Annotated in this window: 19 protein-coding genes; 11 read left to right on the top strand and 8 right to left on the bottom strand. The window is 70.3% G+C overall.

What is annotated here, in order from left to right; genetic code table 11:
• Positions 1–92 precede the first annotated feature (92 nt).
• The 3 genes from AC3WT4_RS01260 to AC3WT4_RS01250 are packed head-to-tail and all read right to left on the bottom strand — an operon-like array spanning position 93 to position 2,932.
• Positions 93–1,349 carry a TRAP transporter large permease gene (locus AC3WT4_RS01260; protein WP_492314490.1) on the bottom strand — a complete coding sequence of 419 codons (1,257 nt, stop codon included), beginning with the start codon at positions 1,347–1,349 and terminating at the stop codon, positions 93–95.
• A gap of 3 nt (positions 1,350–1,352) precedes the next feature.
• Positions 1,353–1,937: a TRAP transporter small permease gene (locus tag AC3WT4_RS01255; RefSeq protein WP_051027511.1), complete on the bottom strand. Its 585-nt coding sequence runs from the start codon at positions 1,935–1,937 to the stop codon at positions 1,353–1,355.
• A complete protein-coding gene (locus AC3WT4_RS01250; RefSeq protein WP_492314489.1) occupies positions 1,934–2,932 on the bottom strand; it encodes a zinc-dependent alcohol dehydrogenase in 999 nt (332 codons plus the stop codon). The genes AC3WT4_RS01255 and AC3WT4_RS01250 overlap by 4 nt, the downstream gene beginning before the upstream one ends.
• A gap of 235 nt (positions 2,933–3,167) precedes the next feature.
• On the opposite strand from AC3WT4_RS01250, the gene AC3WT4_RS01245 reads away from it, so the two are divergent.
• The 8 genes from AC3WT4_RS01245 to AC3WT4_RS01210 all read left to right on the top strand — a co-directional run bounded on the left by AC3WT4_RS01245 (position 3,168) and on the right by AC3WT4_RS01210 (position 11,456).
• Positions 3,168–3,905 carry a FadR/GntR family transcriptional regulator gene (locus AC3WT4_RS01245; RefSeq protein WP_492314488.1) on the top strand — a complete coding sequence of 246 codons (738 nt, stop codon included), beginning with the start codon at positions 3,168–3,170 and terminating at the stop codon, positions 3,903–3,905.
• A gap of 74 nt (positions 3,906–3,979) precedes the next feature.
• Complete coding sequence (locus AC3WT4_RS01240; RefSeq protein WP_492314487.1) at positions 3,980–4,690, top strand: response regulator; 711 nt, start codon at positions 3,980–3,982, stop codon at positions 4,688–4,690.
• A 69-nt stretch (positions 4,691–4,759) separates the two neighbouring features.
• Positions 4,760–6,067: a DNA cytosine methyltransferase gene (locus tag AC3WT4_RS01235; RefSeq protein ID WP_492314486.1), complete on the top strand. Its 1,308-nt coding sequence runs from the start codon at positions 4,760–4,762 to the stop codon at positions 6,065–6,067.
• A 124-nt stretch (positions 6,068–6,191) separates the two neighbouring features.
• Positions 6,192–7,598 (top strand): hypothetical protein, encoded by a 1,407-nt coding sequence (locus AC3WT4_RS01230; protein WP_492314485.1) that lies wholly within the window; start codon positions 6,192–6,194, stop codon positions 7,596–7,598.
• Positions 7,598–9,427, top strand: coding sequence for a DEAD/DEAH box helicase (locus tag AC3WT4_RS01225; protein ID WP_492314484.1), 1,830 nt, complete (start codon positions 7,598–7,600; stop codon positions 9,425–9,427). Before AC3WT4_RS01230 ends, AC3WT4_RS01225 begins: the two co-directional genes overlap by 1 nt.
• 7 nt (positions 9,428–9,434) lie before the next feature.
• Entirely contained in the window at positions 9,435–10,253 is an 819-nt protein-coding gene (locus AC3WT4_RS01220; RefSeq protein ID WP_492314483.1) for a protein NO VEIN domain-containing protein, read from the top strand.
• A 69-nt stretch (positions 10,254–10,322) separates the two neighbouring features.
• Positions 10,323–10,985, top strand: a complete 663-nt coding sequence (locus AC3WT4_RS01215; RefSeq protein WP_492314482.1) for a KpnI family restriction enzyme N-terminal domain-containing protein — start codon at positions 10,323–10,325, stop codon at positions 10,983–10,985.
• Positions 10,986–11,051: 66 nt separating this feature from the next.
• A complete protein-coding gene (locus AC3WT4_RS01210; RefSeq protein ID WP_492314481.1) occupies positions 11,052–11,456 on the top strand; it encodes a very short patch repair endonuclease in 405 nt (134 codons plus the stop codon).
• A 588-nt stretch (positions 11,457–12,044) separates the two neighbouring features.
• Here the strand turns inward: AC3WT4_RS01210 and AC3WT4_RS01205 are convergent.
• Both AC3WT4_RS01205 and AC3WT4_RS01200 read right to left on the bottom strand, forming a co-directional pair.
• Complete coding sequence (locus AC3WT4_RS01205) at positions 12,045–12,326, bottom strand: helix-turn-helix domain-containing protein (RefSeq protein WP_492314480.1); 282 nt, start codon at positions 12,324–12,326, stop codon at positions 12,045–12,047.
• Positions 12,327–12,525: 199 nt separating this feature from the next.
• On the bottom strand, positions 12,526–12,690 hold the full coding sequence (locus AC3WT4_RS01200) for a hypothetical protein (protein ID WP_492314479.1): 165 nt from the start codon (positions 12,688–12,690) through the stop codon (positions 12,526–12,528).
• Between the two features lie 125 nt (positions 12,691–12,815).
• Between AC3WT4_RS01200 and AC3WT4_RS01195 the strand changes: the two genes are divergently transcribed.
• The 3 genes from AC3WT4_RS01195 (at position 12,816) to AC3WT4_RS01185 (ending at position 15,916) form a co-directional block, all read left to right on the top strand.
• Positions 12,816–14,066, top strand: coding sequence for a saccharopine dehydrogenase family protein (locus AC3WT4_RS01195; RefSeq protein ID WP_492314478.1), 1,251 nt, complete (start codon positions 12,816–12,818; stop codon positions 14,064–14,066).
• A 148-nt stretch (positions 14,067–14,214) separates the two neighbouring features.
• Positions 14,215–15,159 (top strand): hypothetical protein, encoded by a 945-nt coding sequence (locus tag AC3WT4_RS01190; protein ID WP_492314477.1) that lies wholly within the window; start codon positions 14,215–14,217, stop codon positions 15,157–15,159.
• 121 nt (positions 15,160–15,280) lie between these two features.
• Positions 15,281–15,916 (top strand): glycosyltransferase, encoded by a 636-nt coding sequence (locus tag AC3WT4_RS01185; protein WP_492314476.1) that lies wholly within the window; start codon positions 15,281–15,283, stop codon positions 15,914–15,916.
• Between the two features lie 307 nt (positions 15,917–16,223).
• Here AC3WT4_RS01185 and AC3WT4_RS01180 read toward each other — a convergent pair whose 3' ends face one another.
• The 3 genes from AC3WT4_RS01180 to AC3WT4_RS01170 form a co-directional block, all read right to left on the bottom strand.
• Complete coding sequence (locus AC3WT4_RS01180) at positions 16,224–18,701, bottom strand: OmpL47-type beta-barrel domain-containing protein (RefSeq protein WP_492314475.1); 2,478 nt, start codon at positions 18,699–18,701, stop codon at positions 16,224–16,226.
• Positions 18,702–18,814: 113 nt separating this feature from the next.
• The gene (locus AC3WT4_RS01175) at positions 18,815–22,825 is read right to left on the bottom strand and encodes a ThuA domain-containing protein (RefSeq protein WP_492314474.1); all 4,011 of its coding nucleotides are present in this window, start codon (positions 22,823–22,825) and stop codon (positions 18,815–18,817) included.
• Positions 22,826–22,928: 103 nt separating this feature from the next.
• Positions 22,929–24,077: a multicopper oxidase domain-containing protein gene (locus AC3WT4_RS01170; protein WP_083384644.1), complete on the bottom strand. Its 1,149-nt coding sequence runs from the start codon at positions 24,075–24,077 to the stop codon at positions 22,929–22,931.
• Positions 24,078–24,261 lie beyond the last annotated feature (184 nt).

Here is a 24,261-nt window from a genome sequence, read left to right as displayed (position 1 = left end):
GGTTTTGTGGGGGGGGGGGGGGGGGGGGGGGCCCCCCCCCCCCCCCCCCCCGGGGTGCTGGTGCCGGTGGCGGGTGTCGACCGTCGCGCCGGCTAGTACATGCCGGTGAGGACGGGGACGTACGTGACGAGGAACAGCAGGGCGATCGAGACCCCGAGCCACGGGAGCATGTCGCGCAACGCCCGTTCGGCCGAGATCCCGGCGATCCGGCTCGTGATGAGCAGGTTGATCCCGACGGGCGGCGTGATGAGCCCGATCGCGAGGTTGATGACGACGATGAGCCCGAAGTGGACCGGGTCGACGCCCGCGGCGGTGACGATCGGCAGGAGGATCGGCGTGAAGATGATGATCGCCGCGTTGCCCTCGACGACCGTGCCGATGAGCAGCAGGATCACGTTCGTGACGAAGAGGATGAGCAGCACGTTGTCCGTGAGCCCGAGCACGGCGTCGGCGACGATCTGCGGCGTGCCGCCGGTCACGAGCGCCCACGAGTAGGCCTGCGCCATCGCGATGATGAGCATGATCGCGGCGACGAGCATCGTCGTCTCGCGCATCGCCTTGACGACGCGCTGCCAGGACAGCTCGCGGTAGACGACGACCCCGAGGATCACCGCGATGAGGACCGCGACCGCGCCGCCCTCCGTCGCGGTGAAGACGCCGAGCCGGATGCCGCCCAGCACGACGACCGGGATGAGCAGGGCCGGGAGCGCCTTGGCGGCGGTGCGCACGAGCTCGCGCGCGCCCACGCCGCGCTCGGCCGGGTAGCCCTTCTTGCGGGCCACGAGCCAGCCCGTGACCAGGTACACGAGGCCGAACCCGAGGCCGATGTAGAGGCCGTGGAAGAACAGCGCGCTGATCGAGACCTCGGCCGCGACGCCGTAGATGATCATCGTGATGCTCGGCGGGAGCACGAGCGCGACGATCGACGCCGTCGCGGTGACCGACGCCGCGTCGCCGGGCGCGTAGCCGCGGCGCAGCATCTGCGGGATGAGGAGGCGGCCGACCGACGACGCGTCCGCGACCGCCGAGCCGGACATGCCGCCGAACGTGATGTTCGTGAGGACGTTGACGGCCGAGAGCCCGCCGCGGATGCGGCCGACGATCGCGTAGGCGAAGTCGATGAGGCGCTGGGTCACGCCGCCCGCGTTCATGAGCGACCCGGCGAGCACGAAGAGCGGGATCGCGAGGAGCGGGAAGGAGCGCATCCCGGCGACGAACCGCTGGGCGCCGACCTCGGGCGGCACGCCCTCGGCGGCGAGGCTCGCGAACGAGGCGAGGCCGACGGCGACGCCCACCGGGGCGCCGATGACGAGGATGAGGAGGAGGAGCCCTCCGAGGATGAGGGGCATGGGTCAGACGTCCTTGTCCTGGGAGGTGGGCGCGACGAGCTGCTCCGCCTCGGCGATGTTCGCCTCCACGGCGTCGTCGGGGGTGTCGAAGTCGCCGCGCAGCGCCTCGACGAGCTTCTCGACCGCGTAGACGCAGGAGAGGCCCATGCCGATCGGCACGACGACGTACATGGCGAGCAGCGTGATGTCCGTGCCCGTCGCGATGGTCAGGCCGGTCATGAGCTGGCGCGCGCCCGTCGGGAGCATCATCGCGGCGTAGACCGCGACGAGGCCGAACAGGCCCGCGGAGAGCGCGTAGCCGAGCGCGACGAACGCGCGGCGAACCTTCCCGCGCAGGCGGTCGAGGAGCAGCGTCACCGCGATGTGCTCGCTGCGGCGCACCGCGACGGGGATCGCCGTCATGACGCACCAGACGAACGCGAGCGTCGCGAACTCCTCGGACCACACGGTCGGGCTGTTGAGCACGTACCGCATGAAGACCTGGAGCACGAGGACGGCGCTCACGAGCGTGATCGCGACGCCCGAGACCACGAACAGCGCGCGCTCGGCGCCGGACAGGACGCCGCGGACGGCGCGGGCCGCGCTCACGGGACCATCACCAGCTTGACGATGTCGCCCGGCCCCTCGGCGGCCATGGTCGTCGTGATCGCGGCGCCCTCCTCCAGGGAGGTCGTGCGGGACACGAGCACGTCCGCGAGCTCCGGGTGGCGCGCGAGGACGTCGAGCGCGGTGCGGAAGTCGTCCTTCGTGTACATGGCCGTGCCGAGCAGGGCGATCTCGCGCACCTGGAGCTGCCCCACCGGGACCGGCACGGGCTGGTTGAACACCGCGACCTGGACGATCGCGCCACCGGGCGCGACGGCCTCGAACGCGCGCTCGACGAGCGCGGGCACGCCCGCGGCGACGAAGACGGCGTCGTACGAGCCGGGCTCGAGCGCGGCGTCGGGCAGGTGGACGCCCGTCGCACCGACCGCGCGCAGCACCTCGTGGACGTGCTCGCGCGGCTCGACGACGTCGACCACGGTGCTGCCGCCGTCGGCGAGGACGCGCGCGACGAGCGCGCCGATCGTGCCGCCGCCCAGCACGAGCGCGCGCTCGCGGCGCCGCTCCCCCAGCTGCGCGACGGCGTGGGCCGCCACCGCGACCGGCTCGGCGAGAGCGAGGTGCTCGTCCGCGACGCCGTCGGGCGCGGGGACCAGCGTGTACGCGGGCACGACGACGTGCTCGGCGAACGAGCCGTCCCACTCGGCGACGCCGAGCATCTGCTTGCTCGCGCACAGGTGGTAGCCGCCCGTCGTGCACAGGTCGCACGTGCCGCACGGGCGCTGCGGGTCGACGACGACGCGGTCGCCGACGGCCACGTCGGCGACGTCCGGGCCGACCTCGGCGACGCGGCCACCGGCCTCGTGGCCGGAGATCAGCGGCGGGACGCGGAACGGGTGGGTGCCGCGGAGGGCGGCCAGGTCGGAGCCGCACACCCCCGTGGAGGTGACGGCGAGCAGGACCTCGCCGGGGCCGGGGACCGGGCGCGGGATGTCCACCACGTGGGCGGTCCCGGACGTCTCGAATCTGATGGCGCGCATCGTGGAACAGCTCTTTCCCCGCGACTGGGAAGCCGCGTTGCTCTGCGTGCGGGTGAGGGGAGACCTGTCGGCACCGGTGCCCGACGTCGGACGCTCGGCGCGGCAGGTTGAGTGACTGTATCCTGTCATACCAGTTGATCCAACCCCGTCTCACGGCCGTGAGCGCCGACCGCGTCCGGGCAGGTCGCGGCCCCCGTGAGGCAGAATGGCGCGGTCGTCACCCCGAGGAGGAACGGTGCCCGAGCCCGATGCGACGCTGCCGACGAGCGGCATCGTGCGACAGCGCCGACTGTCCGACCAGGTCGCCGACGCGATCCGCGACGACATCCTCGCGCGCGAGCTCCAGCCCGGCGACCGGCTGCCCTCCGAGCGCGAGCTCTGCGAGTCCTACGGCGTCTCCCGCACCGTCGTGCGCGAGGCCGTCCGCGCCCTCACCGCCAAGGGCATCGTCACCGCCACGCCCGGCTCCGGACTGAACGTCGGGCGCACCAGCATCGACGACGTCGGCCAGATGCTCCAGATGTTCCTCCACCACGGCCCGAACGTGCCCTACCTCCAGCTCCACGAGGTCCGCGCGACGCTCGAGGTCGCCGTCGCCGGCATCGCCGCCGAACGCATCGACGACGCCGCGCTCACCGGCCTCGCCGACCTCGTCGACCAGCTCCCCGGGCACGCCGACGACATCGTCGCCGCGTCCAAGAACGACTACGCGTTCCACCGCGGCCTCGCCGTCGCGACCGGCAACGACTTCTTCGTCATGCTCTACGACGTGCTCGGCGAAGGCCTCATGGAGACGCGCGTCGCCACGTTCTCCTACGACCCGCGCCGCATCGACGTCGTCACGCGCGCGCACCGCGCGATCGTCGACAACCTCGACGCGCACCGCGCCGACGGCGCCCGCGCCGCGATGCTCGACCACCTCACCGAGGTCCGCGAGACGTGGGTGCGCCACCAGGACGGTGCGCCGGCCTGACGGCGGTCGCGGCGACGGGCCGGTGCGACGGTCGCAGCGGACGCGCCGTGGGCGCGCGCCGCTAGGGTCGGGGCGTGATCAAGGTGCTCGTGGTCGACGACGACCCGATGGTGCGACGGCTGCTGCGGACCATCCTGCGGCCCGACGACATCGAGGTCGTCGCCGAGGCCGCCGACGGCGACCAGGTCGTGCCGGCCGTCCAGGCGCACCACCCCGACGTCGTGCTCCTGGACCTGCGCATGCCCCGCGTCGACGGCGTGACGGCGACACGCGCCGTGCGGGCGCTCCCCGACCCGCCCGGCGTCATCGCAATGACCTCGTTCGACACCGAGTCCAGCATCCTCGACGCCGTCCACGCCGGGGCGTCCGGGTTCCTCGCCAAGGACGCGTCACCCGACGAGATCGTCTCCGCCGTCCGCGCCGTCGCAGCCGGCGACGGCGCGCTGTCGCCCCGCGCGGCGCGCGTCGTCATGGCGCAAGTCACCACCGCGCCCGGCGCGGCGGGACGCAGGGAGGCCGCCCAGCAGGTCGCGACCCTCACCGAGCGCGAGCTCGACGTCGCGCGACTCGTCGCGCAGGGCCTGTCCAACCCCGAGATCGCGCAGCGGCTGCACGTCAGCGAAGCGACGGTCAAGACCCACCTCTCCGCGGCGAGCGCGAAGCTCGGCGTCACGAACCGGGTGCAGCTCGCGGTTCTGGTGTCGCAATCCGTCGACGGCGGCTCGACCGCAGGGCCGTCGAATCTCTCGTCCTCCTACTCGCCCGTGACCAGGAAGAGCCGATGACAGAGCGGACCAGTGGACTCCGGCGCGCGTCCCCGAGCGGTCGATTGACCCTGCAAGAATGGTCCAATCATGGACGGGACATCACAGGTGAATGAGCTGACAGTGGTAGAGATCTGCGCCGGCGCGGGAGGCCAGAGTCTTGGACTTCACCTCGCCGGCTTCCGACACACGCTCGCGGTTGAGATTGACCGCGACGCTGCGGCGACGCTGCGGCGGAACCTGTCCCGGCTCGCGACTGCGGAGGGCCACCAGGAGCCGGTCGTCGCGGTCGGGGACGTCGCGGACCAGAACGTATGGAACCCCGCGGATCATCAAGGGGTGTCACTCCTCGCCGGGGGCGTGCCCTGCCCGCCATTCTCGATTGCTGGCAAACAGCTGGGCTCGTCCGACGAACGCGACCTGTTCGCTTGGGCTGTAGAGGCCGCTGGACGCATGACGCCGGACGCCGTACTGCTAGAGAACGTACGCGGGCTGTCGATGCCGCGCTTCGCCGGGTACCGGCAGGCGGTGCTCGACCGGTTTGCCGAACTAGGGTACCGAGCTGACTGGCGCTTGTTGGAGGCTCGAAACTACGGCGTGCCGCAATTGCGGCCCCGCTTCATCCTCGTGGCCCTACGCGAGGAATTCGCCCCGTACTTCACCTGGCCAGAGCCGACCCCAGCGATACAGACCGTGGGATCTGCACTCTATGACCTGATGGCCGCCAACGGCTGGACGGGCGCGGAAGCGTGGGCAAAGCGCGCTGACCGCGTCGCTCCCACCATCGTCGGTGGCTCCAAGAAGCACGGCGGGCCCGATCTCGGCCCTACCCGCGCGAAACGGGAGTGGCTAACGATGGGTGTCGACGGTCTCGGAATTGCGGACACCGCACCCGGCCCCGACGCGCCTGCTGACCTCATCCCCAAACTCACGAACGAAATGGTCGCGCGGATCCAGGGCTGGTCGGGCCCTGGCTATGAATGGGATTTTGGCGAGCCCAGAGGCCGCAAGACGGCAACGTACAGGCAGATTGGCAACGCGTTTCCGCCGCCAGTGGCGCGCGCCGTCGGGCTCGCGTTAGCATCTGCGCTCCGAAAAGAGAGCCGCTCCGTCGGCGACCACGGCTCCGGCAGTCACGATGAGGTGTACCGCGTGATGCGCGAGCAGACCGACTTTGTCTCGCTCGCGACGCTACGGAGGGCCCTCGGAGGCACGATCGCCGAGAGCGAGATCAAGCGTCGGATTGACTTCATCCGACGCGACTTCGAGGTTGAGGTTCGTTTCCGGGGCAGTTCGCCCACATACAGGCTTGGCGAGTGGCGCGCGTTCAGAGGGCAAGAGGATCACTCGCGGCACGAGGCCTTCGCCATCGACCGGCTGCGCTCTAAGATCAGCTGAGTTGACCCACCCCGCGCTCGCTTCATCGTCGACCCGCCCAACGGCTTTGCCTGGTGGCCGTGCACAAGCGCCGGAATATCCGCGCCGCTGAGCCGTGCATGGTCTCGATTCCGAGGAGATTTAAATGCCCGATTTTGGAATCCCTCCCAAGGGGGACGAGATCAAGGCCGTAATCGACAAGCGCCTTAAGCAAGCGATGAACGAAGACGGCGCGAAGGTCACGATCGACTGGCGGGGAGAACCGCGCCATCTCTACGTGATCTCCATGCCGGTTGAGTTGCTCTACTTCAATCCGGACACCCACCGGATCCGCGCGCAGCGGACGCTCGATCCCGAGCGCAACCGGGCTATTGAGGTGGACCCCTGGGGCGAGGCGTCCCAGGCGTACCTTCATGACCTGCTCAGGCAACGGCCCGCCAATCCCGACCAGACTGACCCCGACTACACCGCGCTGATGGACGAGCTCGACGACGTGGGTCAACGCGAACCGGGGATCGTGAGTCCACACGGGATCCTGGTCGACGGCAACACACGCGCCGCCGCACTGATCGACCTCGGCGAGCGGAACATCAGGGTCGGCGTCCTCCCAGACGACACCTCACGACAGGACATCAACGCCGTCGAGCTGTCCCTTCAACTTCGCAAAGACCGGCGACGCGATTATTCGTACATTAACCGTCTGATCGCGATTGACGAGGAGTTGGGGCGCGGTCGTTCCGAGACTGACGTCGCTAAAGACTTCAACATCAAGCTCGCGACATTGCAGCGCGACCGGTGGGTCTACGCCCTCATCCTCAAGGCGATCGAACGCAGCACGACCGAGGACGGTACATCGCTGCGGCTCGTCGACTTCGAGCAGCACCAGGAGAAGTTGCGCGAACTTCACCGTGACTTTACCAAGCTGGCGACCACAGACGCTGAAGCCGCCAATCGCCTGCTTCAGTCGAGGCTGGCGATGGTGCTTCTCGACTACCCGAAAACCTCCTTGCGCCTTGTAGAGGCAGACTTCCACGCGCGGTATCTTGAAAGCCGGTTGCCCGAAGAGCTCAAGCCAGAAGTGCGCTCCTCGGAACCCGTCCCGCTGCTAGGTATCCCAGGGGTGAAACTGCCCGGCAAGAGCACTAAATCCGCGGTTGTTGAAGCACTCACAAGCCAGTTGCTCCGTGCAAAAGCCGTGGCAATAGGCGGGCCGAGCGCGACCCCATCGGAAATCACAGCGGCATCTTCAACGATGAAGAAGGCACGGGAGACCTTCGACGTTGCGGTGAAACTCGCGGGGCAGAACGCGGAGCTGGTCAAGCGTCAGACGGCCGTGCCCGAGCGGCTTACCGATGCAGCGGACTACGTAACGCAGTGCGCGAGCGAGTTCGCAGAGGCGAAGGCAAAGCGAGCACTGGACGAGGAGGCATTCGATGACGCACTCATCGTTCTGCGTGACAGCTTGGAGAGCCTCGCCCGGCAGGCTGGGCGCACTTTCGCCACGCCCGGCGAAGGAGTGGCGTGGCTCCTCGAGGCCGCCCGGAGCAGGTGATGGCAGCCGACATGCCGAGCCTCACCATCGGCCTTGCCTCCGACGTAACGCGGGCGCGACTCATCGCGCGGCCGGGACTGGAGGAACACCTCCGCCGTCTTGCGGTGAGCTTTCAGTCCAGTAGCCAAAGATCGCCCGGGAGCATCGAGATTGAACTCGACGACCTCCTGACGAATCTCGCAGCTCTCAACGACTGGCCGCACAAGGCCGACGGCGATGTTGCCTGGGACGCGCCGCTGCAGGCGCTCGTGGTCGATTCGCTCCAGGATGCTCTGACCGTGTCTTCCCGCTTGGATGCGCTGGATGCACCGACAACCGCGAGCCCCGAGTCTGTCCGCGAACTCCTCGGGGAGGGGTGGATTGGCGACCTCACGTCTTTTCAGGAGAGAGACATTGCCAAACTGCTCTCCCTGAGGCATGGAGCAAACTTCTCTGTACCCGGAGCTGGGAAAACCCGAGTCGGGTTGGCCGTGTACCAGGCGCTACGCCGCCGGGAGGGAATCGAGCGGCTGCTCATCGTCGGACCCAAGTCGAGCTTTGGCGCATGGCAGCATGAGAACGCAGAATGCCTGCAGTCTCCGCTGTCCATGGAGATCGTTGACCGTGGCCCGGCGAGCACTGCAGAAGCTGTTCTCGTCAACTACGAGCGACTCCCGAACATGGTCAGCACCCTTGGCCGCTGGCTCATGGAGCGACCGTCGATGATCATCCTCGACGAGGCTCATCGGATGAAGCTCGGGGCGGACGGGACATACGGGGCCGCCTGTCTCGCCCTCGGCCCTCGCACCCGCCGACGGCTCGTCCTCACTGGGACACCGGCCCCGAACGGTGTTAAGGATCTTGAGAATCTCTTCGGCTTCGTCTGGCCCGGGACCGGGCGCCAGAGCGTGCTCCGCGCGGTCAATGGCGGCGACCTCGCCGAGGCGAGCCGCGTGCTCAAGCCGCTCTTCACACGGACCACCAAGAGGGAGCTCGACCTCCCGCCCGTACAAACCACTATCCGAACGATCCCGCTGCCGTTACTGCATGCCGAGATCTATGAGGCCCTCCTCGGTCAGTTCTCCGTCCGTGCTTCGGGACAAGAAGGCGAATTCCAAGCTCTTGGGCGAGTTCTGGTCTACCTACTCATGGCCGCGACCAGCCCTGCGCTGCTCACAGTCGGAACTACGCGGTACGAGCCGCTCGCCTACCAGGTTTCCCCCCTTCCCGTTCCCGAACGATCCTCTCTTTACCAGCTGATGGAGGATCTCCCGGCATATGAAATGTCGCCGAAGTACCAAGAGGTTCTCGCAATCGTCCGCGAGAACTCGGCACAGGGGCGCAAAACCCTCGTATGGTCGACGTTCATTCGGAGCCTCAACACGCTTCAGCGAGTCCTGTCACAGTTCCAGCCGGCAATGGTCCACGGCGGCACCCCGGACCGCGAAGAACAGATCCGGAGGTTTCGGAGCGACCCAGATTGCATGGTCCTGCTGTCCAACCCCGCGACGCTCGGGGAGGGAATCAGTCTCCACCACGAATGCCACAACGCGGTCTACGTGGACCGAGACTTCGCTGCTGGTCGCTTCCTGCAGAGCCTTGATCGGATTCATCGTCTCGGGCTCGGGCGGGACGTCAATACGCACATCACGGTCCTGGCCTCCGAGGGCACTATCGATGAAGTGGTCGCGGCACGACTTAGGGACAAGCTAAAGTTCATGGGAGGGATCCTTGATGACTCCGCCGTGCAGCAACTCGCCGATCTGGATGAAGAACCTGCAGTCGGGGGTGGCCTTGACCAGGACGACCTCCAGGCATTGATGGGCCACCTGCGTGCGACTTCCACCTGAACCCGTCTTGCTCGCTGCAAAGCGCTGGCTCGAAATCCTCCCTTCCAGCGGTGGTATCTCGCGCGCGCACGCCCTACTGACGACGCATACGAAATATAGCGATCTGACGCCGACCCAGTACGCGAGCGCACTCTCCTGGCTTCGGGGGCTAGACCTCGTGGGGCCCACAGGGTCGAGACTCCCGGCGTCCAAACAGGTACTGGCCGCGATCTTCGAGAAGGCAGCTCCGCACTGGTTCCAGGACGCCGACCAACTCGTCCGGTCACCCGATGAGCTGCCACCGGATATCGTCTCGGCTGGAGGAGCCTTGGGTGCCGATGCGAATGTGGTCTACGAACAACTTGTCGCCAGTTGGAACAAGGTCGACACCGCGGCTCGCGAGCGCGTAGGAGCGGCGGGTGAAGCCGCACTCGTCGCGCTCCTCAGGGACAACACCGACGGCCGCGTCGACCACGTCTCGACTTGGTCGGACGGGTTCGGCTACGACATATCGTTCGCTTCGGATGCAGCGACTGCCCACCTGGAAGTGAAGAGCACCACGCGGACCGGCAGGTTCACCGCATATCTGTCGCGGAACGAGTACAGGGTGATGATGAGCGACAACCTGTGGGTGCTCGTCACTGTGCTGCTAACAGCTGATCTCGAGATCGTTGGTGTGGGATCGGTGCCCAGCCAGTGGATCGCCGCGAACGTGCCACGCGACTCCGGTCTGCTAGGTAGCTGGGCGTCGTGCAAGCTCGAGATCCCAACAGAGGTCATCGAGGGCCGTGTCGCAGAACTAGGATTGGTAGCGTCGGGTGTGCTGCCGCCATGGCCAAAACACTGAAACCCGAGTGGAACGAAAGGTCAGGCGAGGGTGGAACAACCAAGATGGGATCAGTGCTCTGCCGGAACGATGGTTCGTGGCGCGCTCTGGCTACTGCAGGTGGTCGGCGAGGGAGGGACCTTCACCAAAAATCAGCTTCGAGAGGCGTTCCCAGGCGTGTCGCAGGCCGACCGACGGATCCGAGATCTGAGGGATTACGGGTGGGTACTGCACTCGAACACCGAAGACGCATCCCTACTCGCTGAGGACCAGCGGTTTGTGAAGGCGGGAGCCGCGGTGTGGGACCCGCTGGAACGCCGGAAGGCTGCGCCGCAACGCGCGATTTCGAGCAAGGAGCGGCACGCCGTGTTGGCGCGGGATGGCCACATGTGCACCCTGTGCGGAATTGCCGGTGCAGAGCCGTATCCGGACGACCCAGTCATGACGGCCGTCCTTTCCGTATCGCGACGCATTACTCGCACACTCGAGGGTGTCGAGGTTGAAGCACTAGTGACCGAGTGCAAGCGGTGCAGGTCAGGTCGGAATGCCACGCCAGTCAGCTTGCAAGCAGCTGTGGAGATCGCGAGAGGACTCAGCCCTGGGGAACGGCGCCGTCTACTTCGATGGATGGAGCGAGGTCGCCGCGGCAACACGGAACTTGATCGTGCCTGGGCGGCGTACCTCGGGGTGCCAGCCGATCTGAGGCACGAGGTCGTTAACCGTATCCGAAACGTAGAAGTACCGTCGAGCTGACTTCTGGGTTCGCGAGTCTCGCCCCGGAGAGCGGCAGAGCGTCTAGCGATAGACGATCGACGATCGATGGGTCGGCGGAGGTCGAGCGAGCGCATGTACCAGACGCCCGACGACGGCCGAGGACTCGTCCGCGTCGACCCCGGCGTACGCCGAAGGATGCAATTGCAGCGCATCCGAGACACGGCACCGGAGCTCGTTGTACGCCAACTCCTGCACTCGGGCGGCCTGCGGTACCGCGTCGACAGGGTTCCATTGCCGGGGCTACGTCGAAGAGCGGACACCGTTTTGGGCCCAGCGAAGGTGCGGTCTTTATCGACGGCTGCTTCTGGCATGGCTGCTGCGAGCACGGGCGTGCGGCGACGCGCGCGAACTCCGACTATTTGGTCGAGCAAGTTCATCCGCAACCGGGAGCGGGACGCTGACACCGATGCACGCCTCACCGTTGCCGGGTGGGCGGTGGTACGCGTGTAGGAGCACGAGGATCTCGCGGAAGTAGCAAGGCTCGTTGCCGCGGCGGTCGCCGCGAAGTTAGGTGAAGCAGAGCGTTAGCGGAGGTGACCGACCGAGCAACGACGCCCCACCCGTGCTCGACATGGGCGTGCGGGACTGGTTCGCTACGAATGTCGGCGTCCAACTTTTTGCTCAACAAGACATGGGCGTGTCACGAGCACCTCTATGTGTTGGAATGGTGGGCTGTGCGTCCTGCGGGCACGTTCTCGCTCGCCACGGCAGAAAGTGTGGTCATTTCGCCGCCTACCCCGCTGGGGGTCCTGCCATGGGAATTCCGCGTGAAGCCGTGGATCTGGGCGCGCGAGTACGGTGTCTCGCTCGCGACGACCGAGGTGACCTCGTCGATGATGTCCCGGCCGTGACGGCGCTGTGGACGTAGACGCCGTTCACAGCAATAGCGAGTCGGCCGTCGGTCGGCTGGTGCCGCAGCAGCACGACCTCGTACATCGGCGCTCCCGCGCCGAGCCGTCGGGGGAGTGAAGCACCGAGACGTCCTTCGCGTTCGCGTACCGGATGGCCGACGGGGCGCCCGTACAGCTCGACGCGGTGTCAACCATCGAGGCTCTCCACGTCGTCCCCGCCCGCTGCGGAGACGTCGTCGCCGACCGGTTCGTCGATCTCCGCCCACAACTGGACGCCCGTCGCGTCGAGCATGGCGAAGAGGCGCTCCATGAGAAGACCGGGCTTGCCGTTCTCCATCTCCCAGACCCACTTCTGCCCGATGCCGAGCTGGTCGGCCAGCTGCCGCTGGCTCGTCCCGCGCAGCAGTCGGCCCTGCTGCAGGGCGAAGCCGAGCAGCTCGGGACTCGTGATCTCGATGCGGACCGCCATACCGCCTCCGATGACGTCGATAGTGAAGTCATTCTAGACGACGTCGATATCGAAGTCATGGGCGGTGACGTCGATATCGACGTCACCGCGGAACGGGGCGCAGCTGATATCTGAACACGTGCCACCCGCGCGCCGCCTTTCACCCAGCGCGCGGCAAACCCGCCGAGGGCGCGCCGTGAGGCGATGCGGGCCGGTACGGTCAGCGACCGTCGAGCATTCCCATCGCGACGCCGACCACCAGCACCGCCACGATGACGACGACGCACCACAGCACCCCGACGAGCCCAGGCCGGGGCCCGTCGGGCCGCCCGCCGTCGTCGGGTGATCTGCCCTCGCGCCGCGGGTCGTCGGGCTGTCGGTCCATACCGCCAGGACATCACGCCTGCCGCGGACGAGCGCGGGCGGAGCGGCCGGCACCCCGCCGACGCGCGAGCCCCGGCACCGCTCCGTAGTCTCGCGGGATCCCTGGTTCCGGCGAAAGGCGACCCCATGACCGACGCCCCGATCCCTCCCCCGGCGACGGGCCGCATCGTGCTCCTCGGCGCGACGGGCTACACGGGCACGCTCGTCGCGCACGAGCTCGTGGCCCGCGGCGCACGGCCCGTGCTCGCGGGTCGGTCCCAGGACCGCCTGGACGCGCTCGCCGCGGACCTCGCCGCGACGGCACGGACCGCGGCGGCACCGTCCGCAACGGCACCATCCACAGCGCCCCGCCACCGCGCCGATCCCACGGGCTCTCCCGAGGCCGTGAGTCCGCCGTCGGGCACCTCGGCGCGAACGCCGCTCGAGACCGCGGTCGCGGACGTCGACGACGCGCGCACCGTGCGTGCGCTGGTCGGACCGGGCGACGTGCTGATCTCGACGGTCGGGCCGTTCGGGCGGCACGGCGGCCCGGCGGTCGAGGCCGCGATCGACGCGGGTGCGGTGTACCTCGACTCGACGGGCGAGCCGGCGTTCATCCGGCGCGTGTTCGACGACCTCGGACCGCGCGCCCGGCGCACGGGTGCGGCGCTGCTCACGGCGTTCGGCCACGACTGGGTGCCCGGCAACCTCGCGGGGGCGCTCGCGCTCCAGGAGGAGGGCGCCGACGCGGTGCGCCTGGAGATCGGCTACTTCCCCACCAGCGGCGGCGTGAGCGGAGGCACGCGCGTGAGCGCGCTGGAGACGGCGCTCGAGCCGTCGTACGCGTGGCGCGACGGCGGTCTCCGGACCGAGCGCGTCGCGGCGCACGTCGTCACGTTCGACGTCGGCCCCGGACGGCGCGTGCGCGGTGTCACCGCGGGTGGGACCGAGCCGTTCACGCTCCCCGGCCTCGCGCCGCGGCTGCGCGATGTCGAGGTGGCGCTGGGCGTGTCCGGTCCCGCGGTGCGGCTCGCGCCGGTGGCGACGGCGGTCGCGACGGCCGCGCTGCGCGTCCCCGGGCTGGGCGACGGCCTGCGGCGGCTCGCCCGCTCGCGCAGCGGGTCGAGCGGCGGGCCGGACGAGGCAGCCCGCGCGGCGTCGCGCACGCACGTGCTCGCGGTGGCGCGCGACGCCGAGGGCAAGGTGCTGCGTCGGGCCCGACTCGACGGTCCCGACGCGTACGACCTCACGGCCTACTACCTCGCGTGGGGCGCGACCCGAGCAGCGGCCGGCGAGACGAACGGGACGGGAGCGCTAGGCCCGGTCCAGGCGTTCGGCCTCCACTCGCTGCTGGCCGCGACCCGCACCTCCGGCACGACGGTGACCACCAACCGCTGACGACCACGCCCTCACCGCCCGTCGACCACGGGGTTGCCGACCAGAAACAGCCGCAAGAGGTCGCCATCCCCGTGTTCGCCTGGAGAGGGGTGGGCAGGACGGGCGGCAGGTGGTTCCGTCGAGGCGGGGCGATCGTAGGATCGGGGTGATGTCTGACCACACGACGGGGGCGCCGTCCGCCCCGCACGACGAATCGCCCCTGCCGCCGTCCGCCGCGCTCGCGCGCAAGACCGCCGACCCGAAGGCCATCCTGCGGCTAGTGGGCAACGACGAGTCCGTCGACGACCTGCCGCGCACGCCCGAGGGGCTCATGGAGCCGCCGTCGGGCGTCGGGACGAAGATCCGCAACGGGGTGCTGCTCGCGCTGCTGTCGGGCGGGTTCGTCTGGCTCGTGACGGTCAACGCGTGGGACCACGACGGCTTCTTCCCGTGGTTCTGGAACGTCGTGTGGACGATCTTCCCGTGGGTCTTCCTCGGCCCGATGTGGGCGGGCTACGCGCGGTCGCTGCGCCGGTCGCGCGACGACGCCCCGCTCTACGCGCAGTACCACCGCGACCGCCTGGCGGCGACGCGCGAGGCCGGGGTCGTGACGGCGTCGGTCACGGACCGGACGGAGTCGGGCGGCGTCGCGCACTGCGCCGTGCGCGTGCGGCACGGGGCGCTGACGACGACGGTCACGCGCCTCGCCCCGGTCACGAACCTGCTCCCCTCGGAGGTCCCGCAGCCCGGCGACCCCGTGGTCGTCTGGCGCCTGCCCGGGGAGCGGGTCGTGGTGCAGGCCCGCCGCGACCGCACGCGCGCCCTGCACGACGCCGCCCGGGCCGCGGGCCCGAACGTCACCGACGCGGCGGTCGCCGACGACCCGACGACCGACGCGGACGCCCCCGCGTGGGGCTCGCCCGCGCACTCGTCGTCCTCGACGACCACCACGTACACGACGACCCGCCTGACCCGCGGCGCGGGGACCCCCGAGGTGACCGTGCAGCACGGCGTCACCGCGGCGCTCGCCGAGCTCGCGAGCCTGCACGCCGCGGGCTCCCTCACCGACGACGAGTTCACCGCCGCCAAGCGGATGCTCCTTGGCGGGTCCTGAACCGACCGCTCGGCAGCCCGAGCTCCCAAGCCGCCGAGCACGAGGTTGCTGGCGGTATCGCCGCGAGAACGACAGCAACGGCGTGCTCGGCGCGACCCGAGCACCCGGCAGACTGTCCTCCGTGAGCAGCAGCCGCCGACCCCGGCAGCCGTACCGGCCGAGCATGGTGTGGACCGCGGTGCGCGGCGGCGTGCGCGGTCGCGAGCGCCTGACGCCCGTCGCCGACTACCTCGCGGTGCTGCTGATCCTGCTCGCGCTGTGCGGCGGCGCGGTGGCGTTCGCGGTGTGGCTCCTGCGGAACGACGAAGGGTTCGCGGCGGCCCTGATCGGCATCGTCGCCCTCGCCTTCGGCGGCGGGCTGCTGGCGTACGTGCGCGGGCCGTCGAAGCACGCGGTCGTGCTGCGGCCGCACGAGGTCGAGCTGCCGGTGGGCCGCGCGGAGGTGGTCCGGGTCGTCGTGCGGTGGGACGACGTCGCGCGCGTGCACGTCGTCCGGGGCGAGGGGCGCCCGTCGCTCCGGGTCGAGCTGCACGACGGCGCGCGGGCACGCCACGCGGAGGGCGAGGACCTGCTCCAGGGCCGGCCCGCGCACGGACCGGACCCCGACCCCGTCGTCGTGACGGACCCCGAGGCGGTCGCGCGCGTCCTGCGGCACCTGCTCGACCACCCGGAGGACCGCGCGCGCCTCGCCCAGCGCGGCGGGCTCGGGATCGTCCTGGCCTTCGTCCGCCCGGTGTACGGCGAGCCGCCGGCCTGACTCGGCCGCGCGGCGTCGGGCAGCCTGGCCGTCCCGCCCACAACCTGACGGCGCGGCACGCCCCTCCTGGGCGCCCCTCCCCGCGGGGCAGGCCGAGCACGACCCTGCGCGCGGTCGAGCACGACCTTGTCGTCGGCATCCCTCCCATGGCGACAGCAACGTCGTGCTCGGCGCACCGGGGGTGTCCGGCGGACCGGGGGTGGCCGTCGGGCCCAGGGGGCCCGGGGACGACGACGGCCCGGGCCCGCTCCTGGAGGGAGCGGGTCCGGGCCTTCGCCGGTCGGACGTGCTGGTGGGACGGGTGCTGTCAGCGGCGACCGATGTCGGACAGCTGGGCCGCCGTGATGACGAGGTCCCGCTCGGCGTCGTCGAGGACGCCGTCGAGGACGAGGTCCTCGGTCACGAGGCTCACGTGGTCGACGAACTCGCGGTGCGTCGCGTACTCGTCGTTCTCGGCGACGTGGTCGTTGACCGTGCAGCCGGTGCCGTCGTCGTAGTTCTGCACCGTGCTGTCGTGGCCGTCGATGATCACCGTCGGGCGGATGTCCGAGCCGACGCAGCGGTCCCGCACGAGCTTGAGGACCGTGAAGGTCACCTCGCCGCTCGTGACGTTCCCGACGCCGTCGACCGCGCGGTACCGGACCACGTGCTGGCCGTCGGCCGCGAACGCGACCGGGGCCGCGTAGCGCTGCCAGGCGCCGTCGTTGGCCTGGAACTCGATGCGGTCCACGCCGGACTCCTCGTCGACCGCCGTGAGCGTGACGCGAGCGCTCGCGACGAAGTCGCCGTCGCGCGTGCGGCTGCCGCTGACGCCCGCCGTGACGACGGGTCCGTCGGTGTCGCCGCCGGGCTCCTCGCCGCCCGCGATGACGAACGTGACCGTCTTCGGGGCGGACACGTTGCCCGCGACGTCCGTCGCGCGGTAGGTGACCGTGTGCGACCCGGGGGTCCGCACGGAGATCTGCTTGGCGTACGGGGCCCACTCGCCGCCGTCGAGCTGGTACTCGACCGACGCGACGCCGGAGTCGGCGTCCTTCGCGAGGAGGCGCACGAACACGTTGTCGAGATACTCGCCGGCCTCGTTCTTGTCGCCGCCCATGACGCGGTGGTCGACGGTCGGGGCGACGGTGTCGCCGCCCTGGCCCGCGACGACGTCGAACGTGACGGTCGCCGGCTCGCTGACGTTCCCCGCGACGTCGGTCGCGCGGTAGGCGAGCGTGTGGCGGCCGGGCTCGTCGACGACGACGGCCTCGGTGTACTCGGTCCAGCCCGCGCCGTCGAGGTCGTACTCGACGGACGCGACGCCCGAGCCGTCGTCCGTGGCGGTGAGCAGCACGGACGCGGAGCCGACGTAGGCGCCGTCCTCGTCCTGCTGGCCGCTGAGCTCGGTCGCGACGATCGGGGCCGTCGTGTCCTCCTCGGCCTCCGCCACGACGACGAACTCGGTGACGGTCTCCTCGGAGACGTTGCCCGCGACGTCGGTGGCCCGGTAGACGAGCGTGTGCTCGCCGGGCTCGTCGACGACGACCGGCTCGGTGTACGGCTGCCAGCCGGAACCGTCGAGGTCGTACTCGACGCTCTCCACGCCGGACGCGTCGTCCGTCGCGGTCAGCGTCGCGGTGGCGGACCCGACGAACGCGCCGTTGCCGTCCTGCGTGCCGGTGACCTCGGCGGTGACGGTCGGGGCGGTCGTGTCGTCCTCGCCGCCGCCGGCGACGACGGTGAACGTCACGGAGCCGACCTCGGACACGTTGCCCGCGACGTCGGTCGCCCGGAAGGACACGGTGTGCTCGCCGACCTCGGTGAACGGCACCGTGGTCGTGTACGGGAGCCATGCGCCGCCGTCGACCTGGTACTCGACGGACGCGACGCCCGAGCCCTCGTCCGTGGCGTGGAGCATGAACGCGGCGGTGCCGACGTAGGCGCCGTCCTCGTCCTGCTGCCCCATGACCATGGGCTCGACGACCGGGGCGGTCGTGTCCTCCTCGACGTCGCCCTCGACGACGGTGAAGCTCGCGGTCTGCGCCTCGGACGTGTTGCCCGCGGCGTCGGTCGCGCGGAACTGGAGCGTGTGCGCGCCGACGGCGTCGACGACGAACGGCTCCGTGTAGGCCTGCCAGCCCGCGCCGTCGAGGTCGTACTCGACCCCGGCCACGCCGGAGTCGTCGTCGGTCGCGTCGAGCGTCACGGTCGCGCCGCCCACGTAGGCGCCGTCGCCGTCCTGCTCGCCGGTGACGAGCGCGGTCACGGACGGGGCCGTGGTGTCCTCGCCGCCGGTGCCGCCGTCGGTGACGACGAGCTCGCCCCACATCTCGCCGTGCCCGGGGATGGCGCAGAAGTAGCGGTACTTGCCTGGGGTGAAGGTGACCTGCGCCTCGTGCCGCCCGCCGTTCGCGTCGAACGGGCTCGCGAGGATGTTGAGGTTCACGTCGTGGTTGTAGCCGGGCGACGACGTGTCGAACGTGAGCGTGTGGCTCATGCCGAACGTGCTGCCGGTCGCCATGCTGTTCTCGAACACGATCGTGGCGGGACCCGCCTCGGCCGTGGCCGGGAAGGCCTTGTAGTCGGTCACGCTGTTGTCCGCGGTCCACGTGAGGACCTGCTCCGCGGCGACGGTGGCGTCGGCGACGGAGAAGACGGACGACGGCGCTGCCGTCCCTGCGGGGGACGCGGACGCCGGGGCGACGGTGAGGACCGTCGTCGCGGTGAGCCCGGCGACCGTGGCGGCGAGGAACCGCCGCGCGCCGCGGCGGCGGACGCCGCCGGGACTGGTACGTCGTTCCATGAGGGTGCACTCCTCGGGGGGTGTCTCGGGGAAGGTTCTGGGAGTTCTGGGGTGCTGTCGGACTGCGGGGTACGGGCGGGGACGGCCTGACCGGCCGCCCCCGCCCGGCGGTGCTACAGGTCCGCGACCCGGATGTCGCGGAACTCGATGAGGTCCGCGTTCCCGTGGTTCTGGAGCCCGATGAACCCGCTGTCGAACTGGCGCAGGTCGGTCGGCGGGTCACCGGCGCGGGACGACTGCTGTCCCGGGGTGTTCTCCCACTCGTTGATGACGACGCCGTTGCGGATGATCGTGTACTGCTGGCCGACCACCCGGATCTCGTACTCGTTCCACTCGCCCTTCGGCTTCTCGCCGCCGGTGTTCAGGCCGAGCGGGTCGAAGTTGTAGACCGAGCCGGTCTTCTGCGGCTCGCCCGTCGGGCCGTCGTAGATCTGGATCTCGTGACCGCACGAGATCGCGACCCACGCGGGCGACTGGTTGGCCGCGCACGGCACGTCGCCCGGGTCGTTCGGGTTCGGGAACCGGGTGAACACGCCCGTGTTGGCGTGGTGGTCACCCGCGGAGACGTCGCGGTACAGGAGCTTCACGGAGAAGTCCCCGAGCTCCTCGCCCGCGTACCAGAGCATCCCGAGACCGCCGCTCGACTTCAGCGAACCGCCCGGCTCGAGCGTGAACTTGCCGCTCGGTGCCTGGAACCAGTCGTACAGCGACTCCTGCGTGCCGTCGAAGATCGTGCGGTAACCGCCCGGGTCCACGCCGATCTGCGACCGCGCCGCGGCGTCGACGAGGCGAGCACGCTCGCGCTCGTCGATCCGGCTGTCGTCGTACAGGCTCTTCGCGACCGACTCGACGTGCGCCAGGAACCGGGCGTGGGTGCGCCACTCCTTCTCGTCCTGGAACAGGTCGTTCATCGTGCAAGCGCCGAGGTCGAGGTTCTCGACCGTGGAGTCGACGTCGCCGAAGAACACGGTCTCGCGCTCGTCGGGCAGGGTGCACGACGGCGAGCCGTCGGTCGTGACGGTGGCCGTCGAGCCGTCCGCGTACGTGACGGTGAGCTTGGCCTCGTAGGTCCCGATGCGGGGGTACTTGTGCTTCGGGTTGGCCTGGCGCGAGGTCTTGCCGTCGCCGAACTCCCACAGGTAGGAGACGCCGCCGGACCGCGCGCCCGTGAACTGCACCGTGAGCGGGTCGCCCTGGATGCTCGTCGCGGACGCGGCCGGGGCCGGGGTCGGGGCCCCGCCCTGGTACGTGATCCGCATGAGCTTCTGGTTCGGGTCGAGGCTGAAGAAGCCGCCCGCGTAGTCGACCAGGTACAGCGCGCCGTCCGGACCGAACTTCGCGTCCATCCAGCTCTGGAGCAGCCCGTCACCGCGGCCGCCCGGGATGATCTGGCGCAGGTCCTCCATGAACGCCGGGGCGCCCTGCTCCTCGACGGCGTCCGGGTCGACCGTCACCGCGACGCGGTTGTTCGAGTTCGACTGGTCACCGATGAACCACTTGCCCTCCCAGTACGACGGCCACGCGACGTCGGACTCGGGGTCGACCTGCGACTGGCGGTAGGTCGGGCCGGACATGACGGCCTGGCCGCCGCCCCGCAGCCACGGGATGGTGTAGGTCGCCTCGTCGTCCTCGTACGTCGGGATGCCGTTGCCGCGGTCCGGGAAGACCGGTCCGCCGCCCGAGGGCGAGTACCAGATCATGTTGTCCCGCACCGGCGGGAGGTCCACGAGGCCCGTGTTGCGCGGCGACGTGTTCTTCGGGTTGTCGCAGTCGTACCAGCCGGTGAGGACGCTCGCGTCCTCGTTGCTCCGGTCACGGTACGGCTGCTTGTTGCCCATGCAGTAGGGCCAGCCCTGGTTGCCCGCCGACGTGATGATCGTCGCGGTCTCGTACTTCGCCGGGCCGAGCTCGGGGCTCGGGCTGCCGGCGTCCGGGCCCACCCAGGCCGCGGTCAGCCAGTCGGTGTCCGGGTCGATCTGGAGGCGCGAGATGTTGCGCACGCCCATGACGTAGATCTCCGGGCGTGTCTTGTCCGCGGGGTACTCGCCCACCGGGAACAGGTTGTCGTCCGGGATCGTGTACGTGCCGTCGTCCTCGGGGTGGATCCGCAGGATCTTGCCGTTGAGGTCGTTCGTGTTGCCCGACGTGCGGCGCGCGTCCTGGAAGCTGATCCCCGCGTACTCCTGCGTCCAGTTGTTGCCGGAGTACCCGTTCGACCCGCCGGACGAGTTGTTGTCGCCCGAGCCGACGTAGAGGTTGCCCTCGCTGTCGAACGCCATGCCGCCACCCGCGTGGCAGCAGCTGTGGATCTGCGTCTCCCACTCGAGCAGGTCGACCCGCGTGCTCTGGTCGATCGTCGGGGTCTCGGGGTCGTAGGTGAACCGCGAGACGGTCCGGTAGCCGACGCGACGCTCGCGGTCGATGTTCTCGTGCGGCATCCAGTACACGTAGAGCCAGTTGTTGGTCGCGAAGTCGGGGTCGGGCACGATGCCGAGCAGCCCCTCCTCGTTCTTCACGAGCTCGTCGCCGCTGCCGCGGTTGCCCATGACGTCGAGCGTCGTGAGCAGCTTCGCCTCACCCGTCTCCGGGTCCCACTGGTGGATCGTGCCGCAGCCGAGGCCCACGTTCGGGTCGCTCCACGGGACGATCGGGCCGGTCGCGCAGGCGCCGCGGCCGATGTAGAAGACCGTGCCGTCGGGGGCGATCGTCAGGCCGTGCTGCTCGCCGTTCTGGTCGAGCGTGCCGGCCGTGTTCACCTGGGAGAGGCGCTCCGCCTTGTAGTTCGACGCGATGGTCGCCTGGCAGTCGCCGCGCACCACGCCCGTCGTCCACTGGAGCGCACCGAGCAGGTGCTCGCGGAACGTCGCGTCCGCCCAGCTCTCGGGCGTGCCGCCCATGCCGGTGAAGAACGAGCGTCCGCCGTCGTAGTCGCGGCACCAGGAGAGAGGCTGGAACGGGTTCGTCGTCGGACCGGCGTCGGGGCCGGGCTCGAGCGTCGCGACCGTGTGGACGTCACCGGTCGGGTCGTCGGCCCAGTCGAGCCACCGGTCCTCGCGGTCCCACGTGAGCGGGAGGTCCGCCGTCGCGGGGTGCTGGCGGTCGACCAGGTCGACCGTGCGCTCCTCGAGCGGGATCTCCGGGTCGGGCTGCTCGACGGAGTCGGGGCCGAAGATCGAGAGCTCCGCGAGCTGGATCTCGGCGTCGCCGGAGTTCGCGGTGACGTCCAGCCGGTACCAGCCGTACGCGGTCTCGTTCTCGACGTCGAACGTGCGCGGCTGGAAGCGCTGCGGGAAGTCCTCGTCGGTGCGCGTGTCGAGGTCGACCCACGTCTGCCCGTCGGTCGAGCCCTGGAGCTTCCAGTTCTTCGGGTCGCGGCCCGCGGAGTCGTTCGCCGACGTGATGCCGTACTTCACGACTGCGACGGGCTGCTCCATGCGCAGCGTGAGCTGGCCCGTGCGAGCGAACGTCAGCCACTTGGTGCCGGGGTCGCCGTCGACGGCCTTGGCCGGGGTCTCGGCGGCCGGGCTGCGGCCGGTGCCGGTCGCCTCGGCGACCTTCTCCGCCGTCATCGTCGCGCCCTTGATCCGGGCGCCGACGAGGCCCTCGAACCACTTCGAGGCCTCCTGCGAGCGTGCAGCGTCGCGCACGCCGAGGAAGCCGCCACCGCCGTTGATGTACGCCTGGAGCGCGGCCTCCTGCTCGCCGCTCAGCTCGATGCCCTCCGCGGAGAGCATGACGACGCCGCGGTACTCGCCGAGCGTCGCCGCGCTGATCATCTCCGGGTCGGACGTCGCCTCGACCTCGAAGCCGTTGGCGGCCCCGAGCTCGGTGAGCGCCGCCGTCGCCTCGACGACGGGGTCGGCCTGCTCGTCGGGCGCGCCGTGGAACACGAGCACGCGCACGGGCGCGGCCGCGGCGGCCGGCGCGGCGGCGACGGACCCCGCCGCGAGCGACCCGCCCGCGCTGACCGCGGTGGTGGGCGCGGTGGCGCCGGTCTGGGCCGCCGCTGGGAGGACGGCGGCGCTCGCGACGAGCGCGACGCCCGTCAGGCCGACGGTCAGGGCCCGTAGAGCCCCCGGTCGGGAGCGCCCCCTCGTGGGGGGTGTCGATCGTCTAGAAAGCACTCTCCAACTCCTTCGTCATCGGTGCGACGCCCCCGGACGGACCGGGAGCGGTCCTGCTGGTGCGGGACGGGCCGGCGGCCCGTCCCGCCTCACCGCCACGCGGTCAGTGGCCGGCGTGGCCCGTGAGGTCGACGACGGCCGGACCGGAGCCACCGGCGGCCGGACCGCCGGGGGCCGTGGCCGGGGCGCTCGTCGTCGCGGCGGCGCCGGACGGCGCGGCCCCGGACGGGGCCGACATGGTGTGGCTGCCGTGCCCCTGGAACCGGTCGATCGACTCCTGCGCGCCCGGCGGCATCGACCCGTCGGCGTTGCGCACGAGGAAGATCCCCGCCATGCCGCCGTCGGAGTGGAACTGGACGTGGCAGTGGTACATCCACGCACCCGCGCCGACGCCGAGCCCGGCGACGACCTGGAACCCGAACGCGTCGCCCGGGTTGAGGTCCCGGTTGTCGACGACCTGGCTCGGGTCGTACTGGTCCGCGAGCAGGCCGGTGCGGTTGTTCGCCCAGCGGTGCGCGTGGAGGTGGAAGGTGTGGAGCTGGTTGCCGTGGCCGATGCAGATGAACTCGACGCGCTCGCCGAGCTTCGCCTCGAACATCGGCGTGTCCGGCGCGACCTTGTTGTTGATGGTCATGTCGTTGAAGACCATCGTGAACTGCTTCTGCGGCAGCACGTCGCCGACCCGGCGCACGACGAGCGCGCCGTAGAGGCCCGCCGCGAGTCCCTGCGTGCCGTGCTCGCCCCACGCGTGGTCGTGGTAGTGCCAGTAGCCCGCGCTGCCGGGCATCCAGATGCCGCGGTCGCGCGCCATCTTGACCGTCGACCACGTGTACGTCCGCGTCTCGCCCGGCTCGTTGAACGAGTTGTTGAACGTGCTGCCGTCGCTGTTGACGTCGTAGTTGACGCCGTGCGGGTGGATCGACAGGCGCTTGTCCGTCGTGTTGACGAGCGTGATCTCGAGGGTCTCGCCCTCCCACATCTCGAGGATGGGCCCGGGGACGGTCGCCTTGCCGCGCTCGAGCCCGTAGCCGACGAGGGTGTCGGAGATGCGCTCGGCGTACATGGTGATCTTGCGGACGCCGGTGGCTGCGGTGACGGTCGTCGCGGCGGCGGCGGGGGGCGCCGCGGCGACGCTGCCGCCGGCTCCGAGCAGGAGCGCGGCGGCGGGGCTGGCAGCGACGACGCCGGCCCCGGCGAGCAGGGCCCGCCTCGAGAGCGGCCTCGGCGCCGTCTCGGTCGTCGGGTCGGGCATGGGGGACTCCTTCCGGGCGTACGGGGTCGTCCGGGCGGTCCGTGGCGCGCCGGACCGGCGGGACGGCGGTCGCCGCCCCGCGTGCCGGCGCGCTCGGGCGCGCGGAGGTTCCCCGAGGTGGTGCGGGGGGACTCTGAGCAGCAGGACTGGGTGGTGCGGGGGTGTCCCGCGGTCGCAGAGGGTC

The sequence above is a fragment of the Cellulosimicrobium sp. EB106-03-01-XG111 genome, from assembly GCF_058792115.1.
This window is presented reverse-complemented; position numbering and strand designations above follow the sequence as displayed.

Coding starts and splice junctions, on each gene's coding strand:
- AC3WT4_RS01230 (WP_492314485.1), top strand. CDS start 6,192: ATGCCCGATTTTGGAATCCCTCCCAAGGGGGACGAGATCAAGGCCGTA.
- AC3WT4_RS01195 (WP_492314478.1), top strand. CDS start 12,816: ATGACCGACGCCCCGATCCCTCCCCCGGCGACGGGCCGCATCGTGCTC.
- AC3WT4_RS01200 (WP_492314479.1), bottom strand. CDS start 12,690: ATGGACCGACAGCCCGACGACCCGCGGCGCGAGGGCAGATCACCCGAC.
- AC3WT4_RS01210 (WP_492314481.1), top strand. CDS start 11,052: ATGGGTCGGCGGAGGTCGAGCGAGCGCATGTACCAGACGCCCGACGAC.
- AC3WT4_RS01180 (WP_492314475.1), bottom strand. CDS start 18,701: ATGGAACGACGTACCAGTCCCGGCGGCGTCCGCCGCCGCGGCGCGCGG.
- AC3WT4_RS01260 (WP_492314490.1), bottom strand. CDS start 1,349: ATGCCCCTCATCCTCGGAGGGCTCCTCCTCCTCATCCTCGTCATCGGC.
- AC3WT4_RS01190 (WP_492314477.1), top strand. CDS start 14,215: ATGTCTGACCACACGACGGGGGCGCCGTCCGCCCCGCACGACGAATCG.
- AC3WT4_RS01225 (WP_492314484.1), top strand. CDS start 7,598: ATGGCAGCCGACATGCCGAGCCTCACCATCGGCCTTGCCTCCGACGTA.
- AC3WT4_RS01235 (WP_492314486.1), top strand. CDS start 4,760: ATGGACGGGACATCACAGGTGAATGAGCTGACAGTGGTAGAGATCTGC.
- AC3WT4_RS01250 (WP_492314489.1), bottom strand. CDS start 2,932: ATGCGCGCCATCAGATTCGAGACGTCCGGGACCGCCCACGTGGTGGAC.
- AC3WT4_RS01205 (WP_492314480.1), bottom strand. CDS start 12,326: ATGGCGGTCCGCATCGAGATCACGAGTCCCGAGCTGCTCGGCTTCGCC.
- AC3WT4_RS01170 (WP_083384644.1), bottom strand. CDS start 24,077: ATGCCCGACCCGACGACCGAGACGGCGCCGAGGCCGCTCTCGAGGCGG.
- AC3WT4_RS01215 (WP_492314482.1), top strand. CDS start 10,323: ATGGTTCGTGGCGCGCTCTGGCTACTGCAGGTGGTCGGCGAGGGAGGG.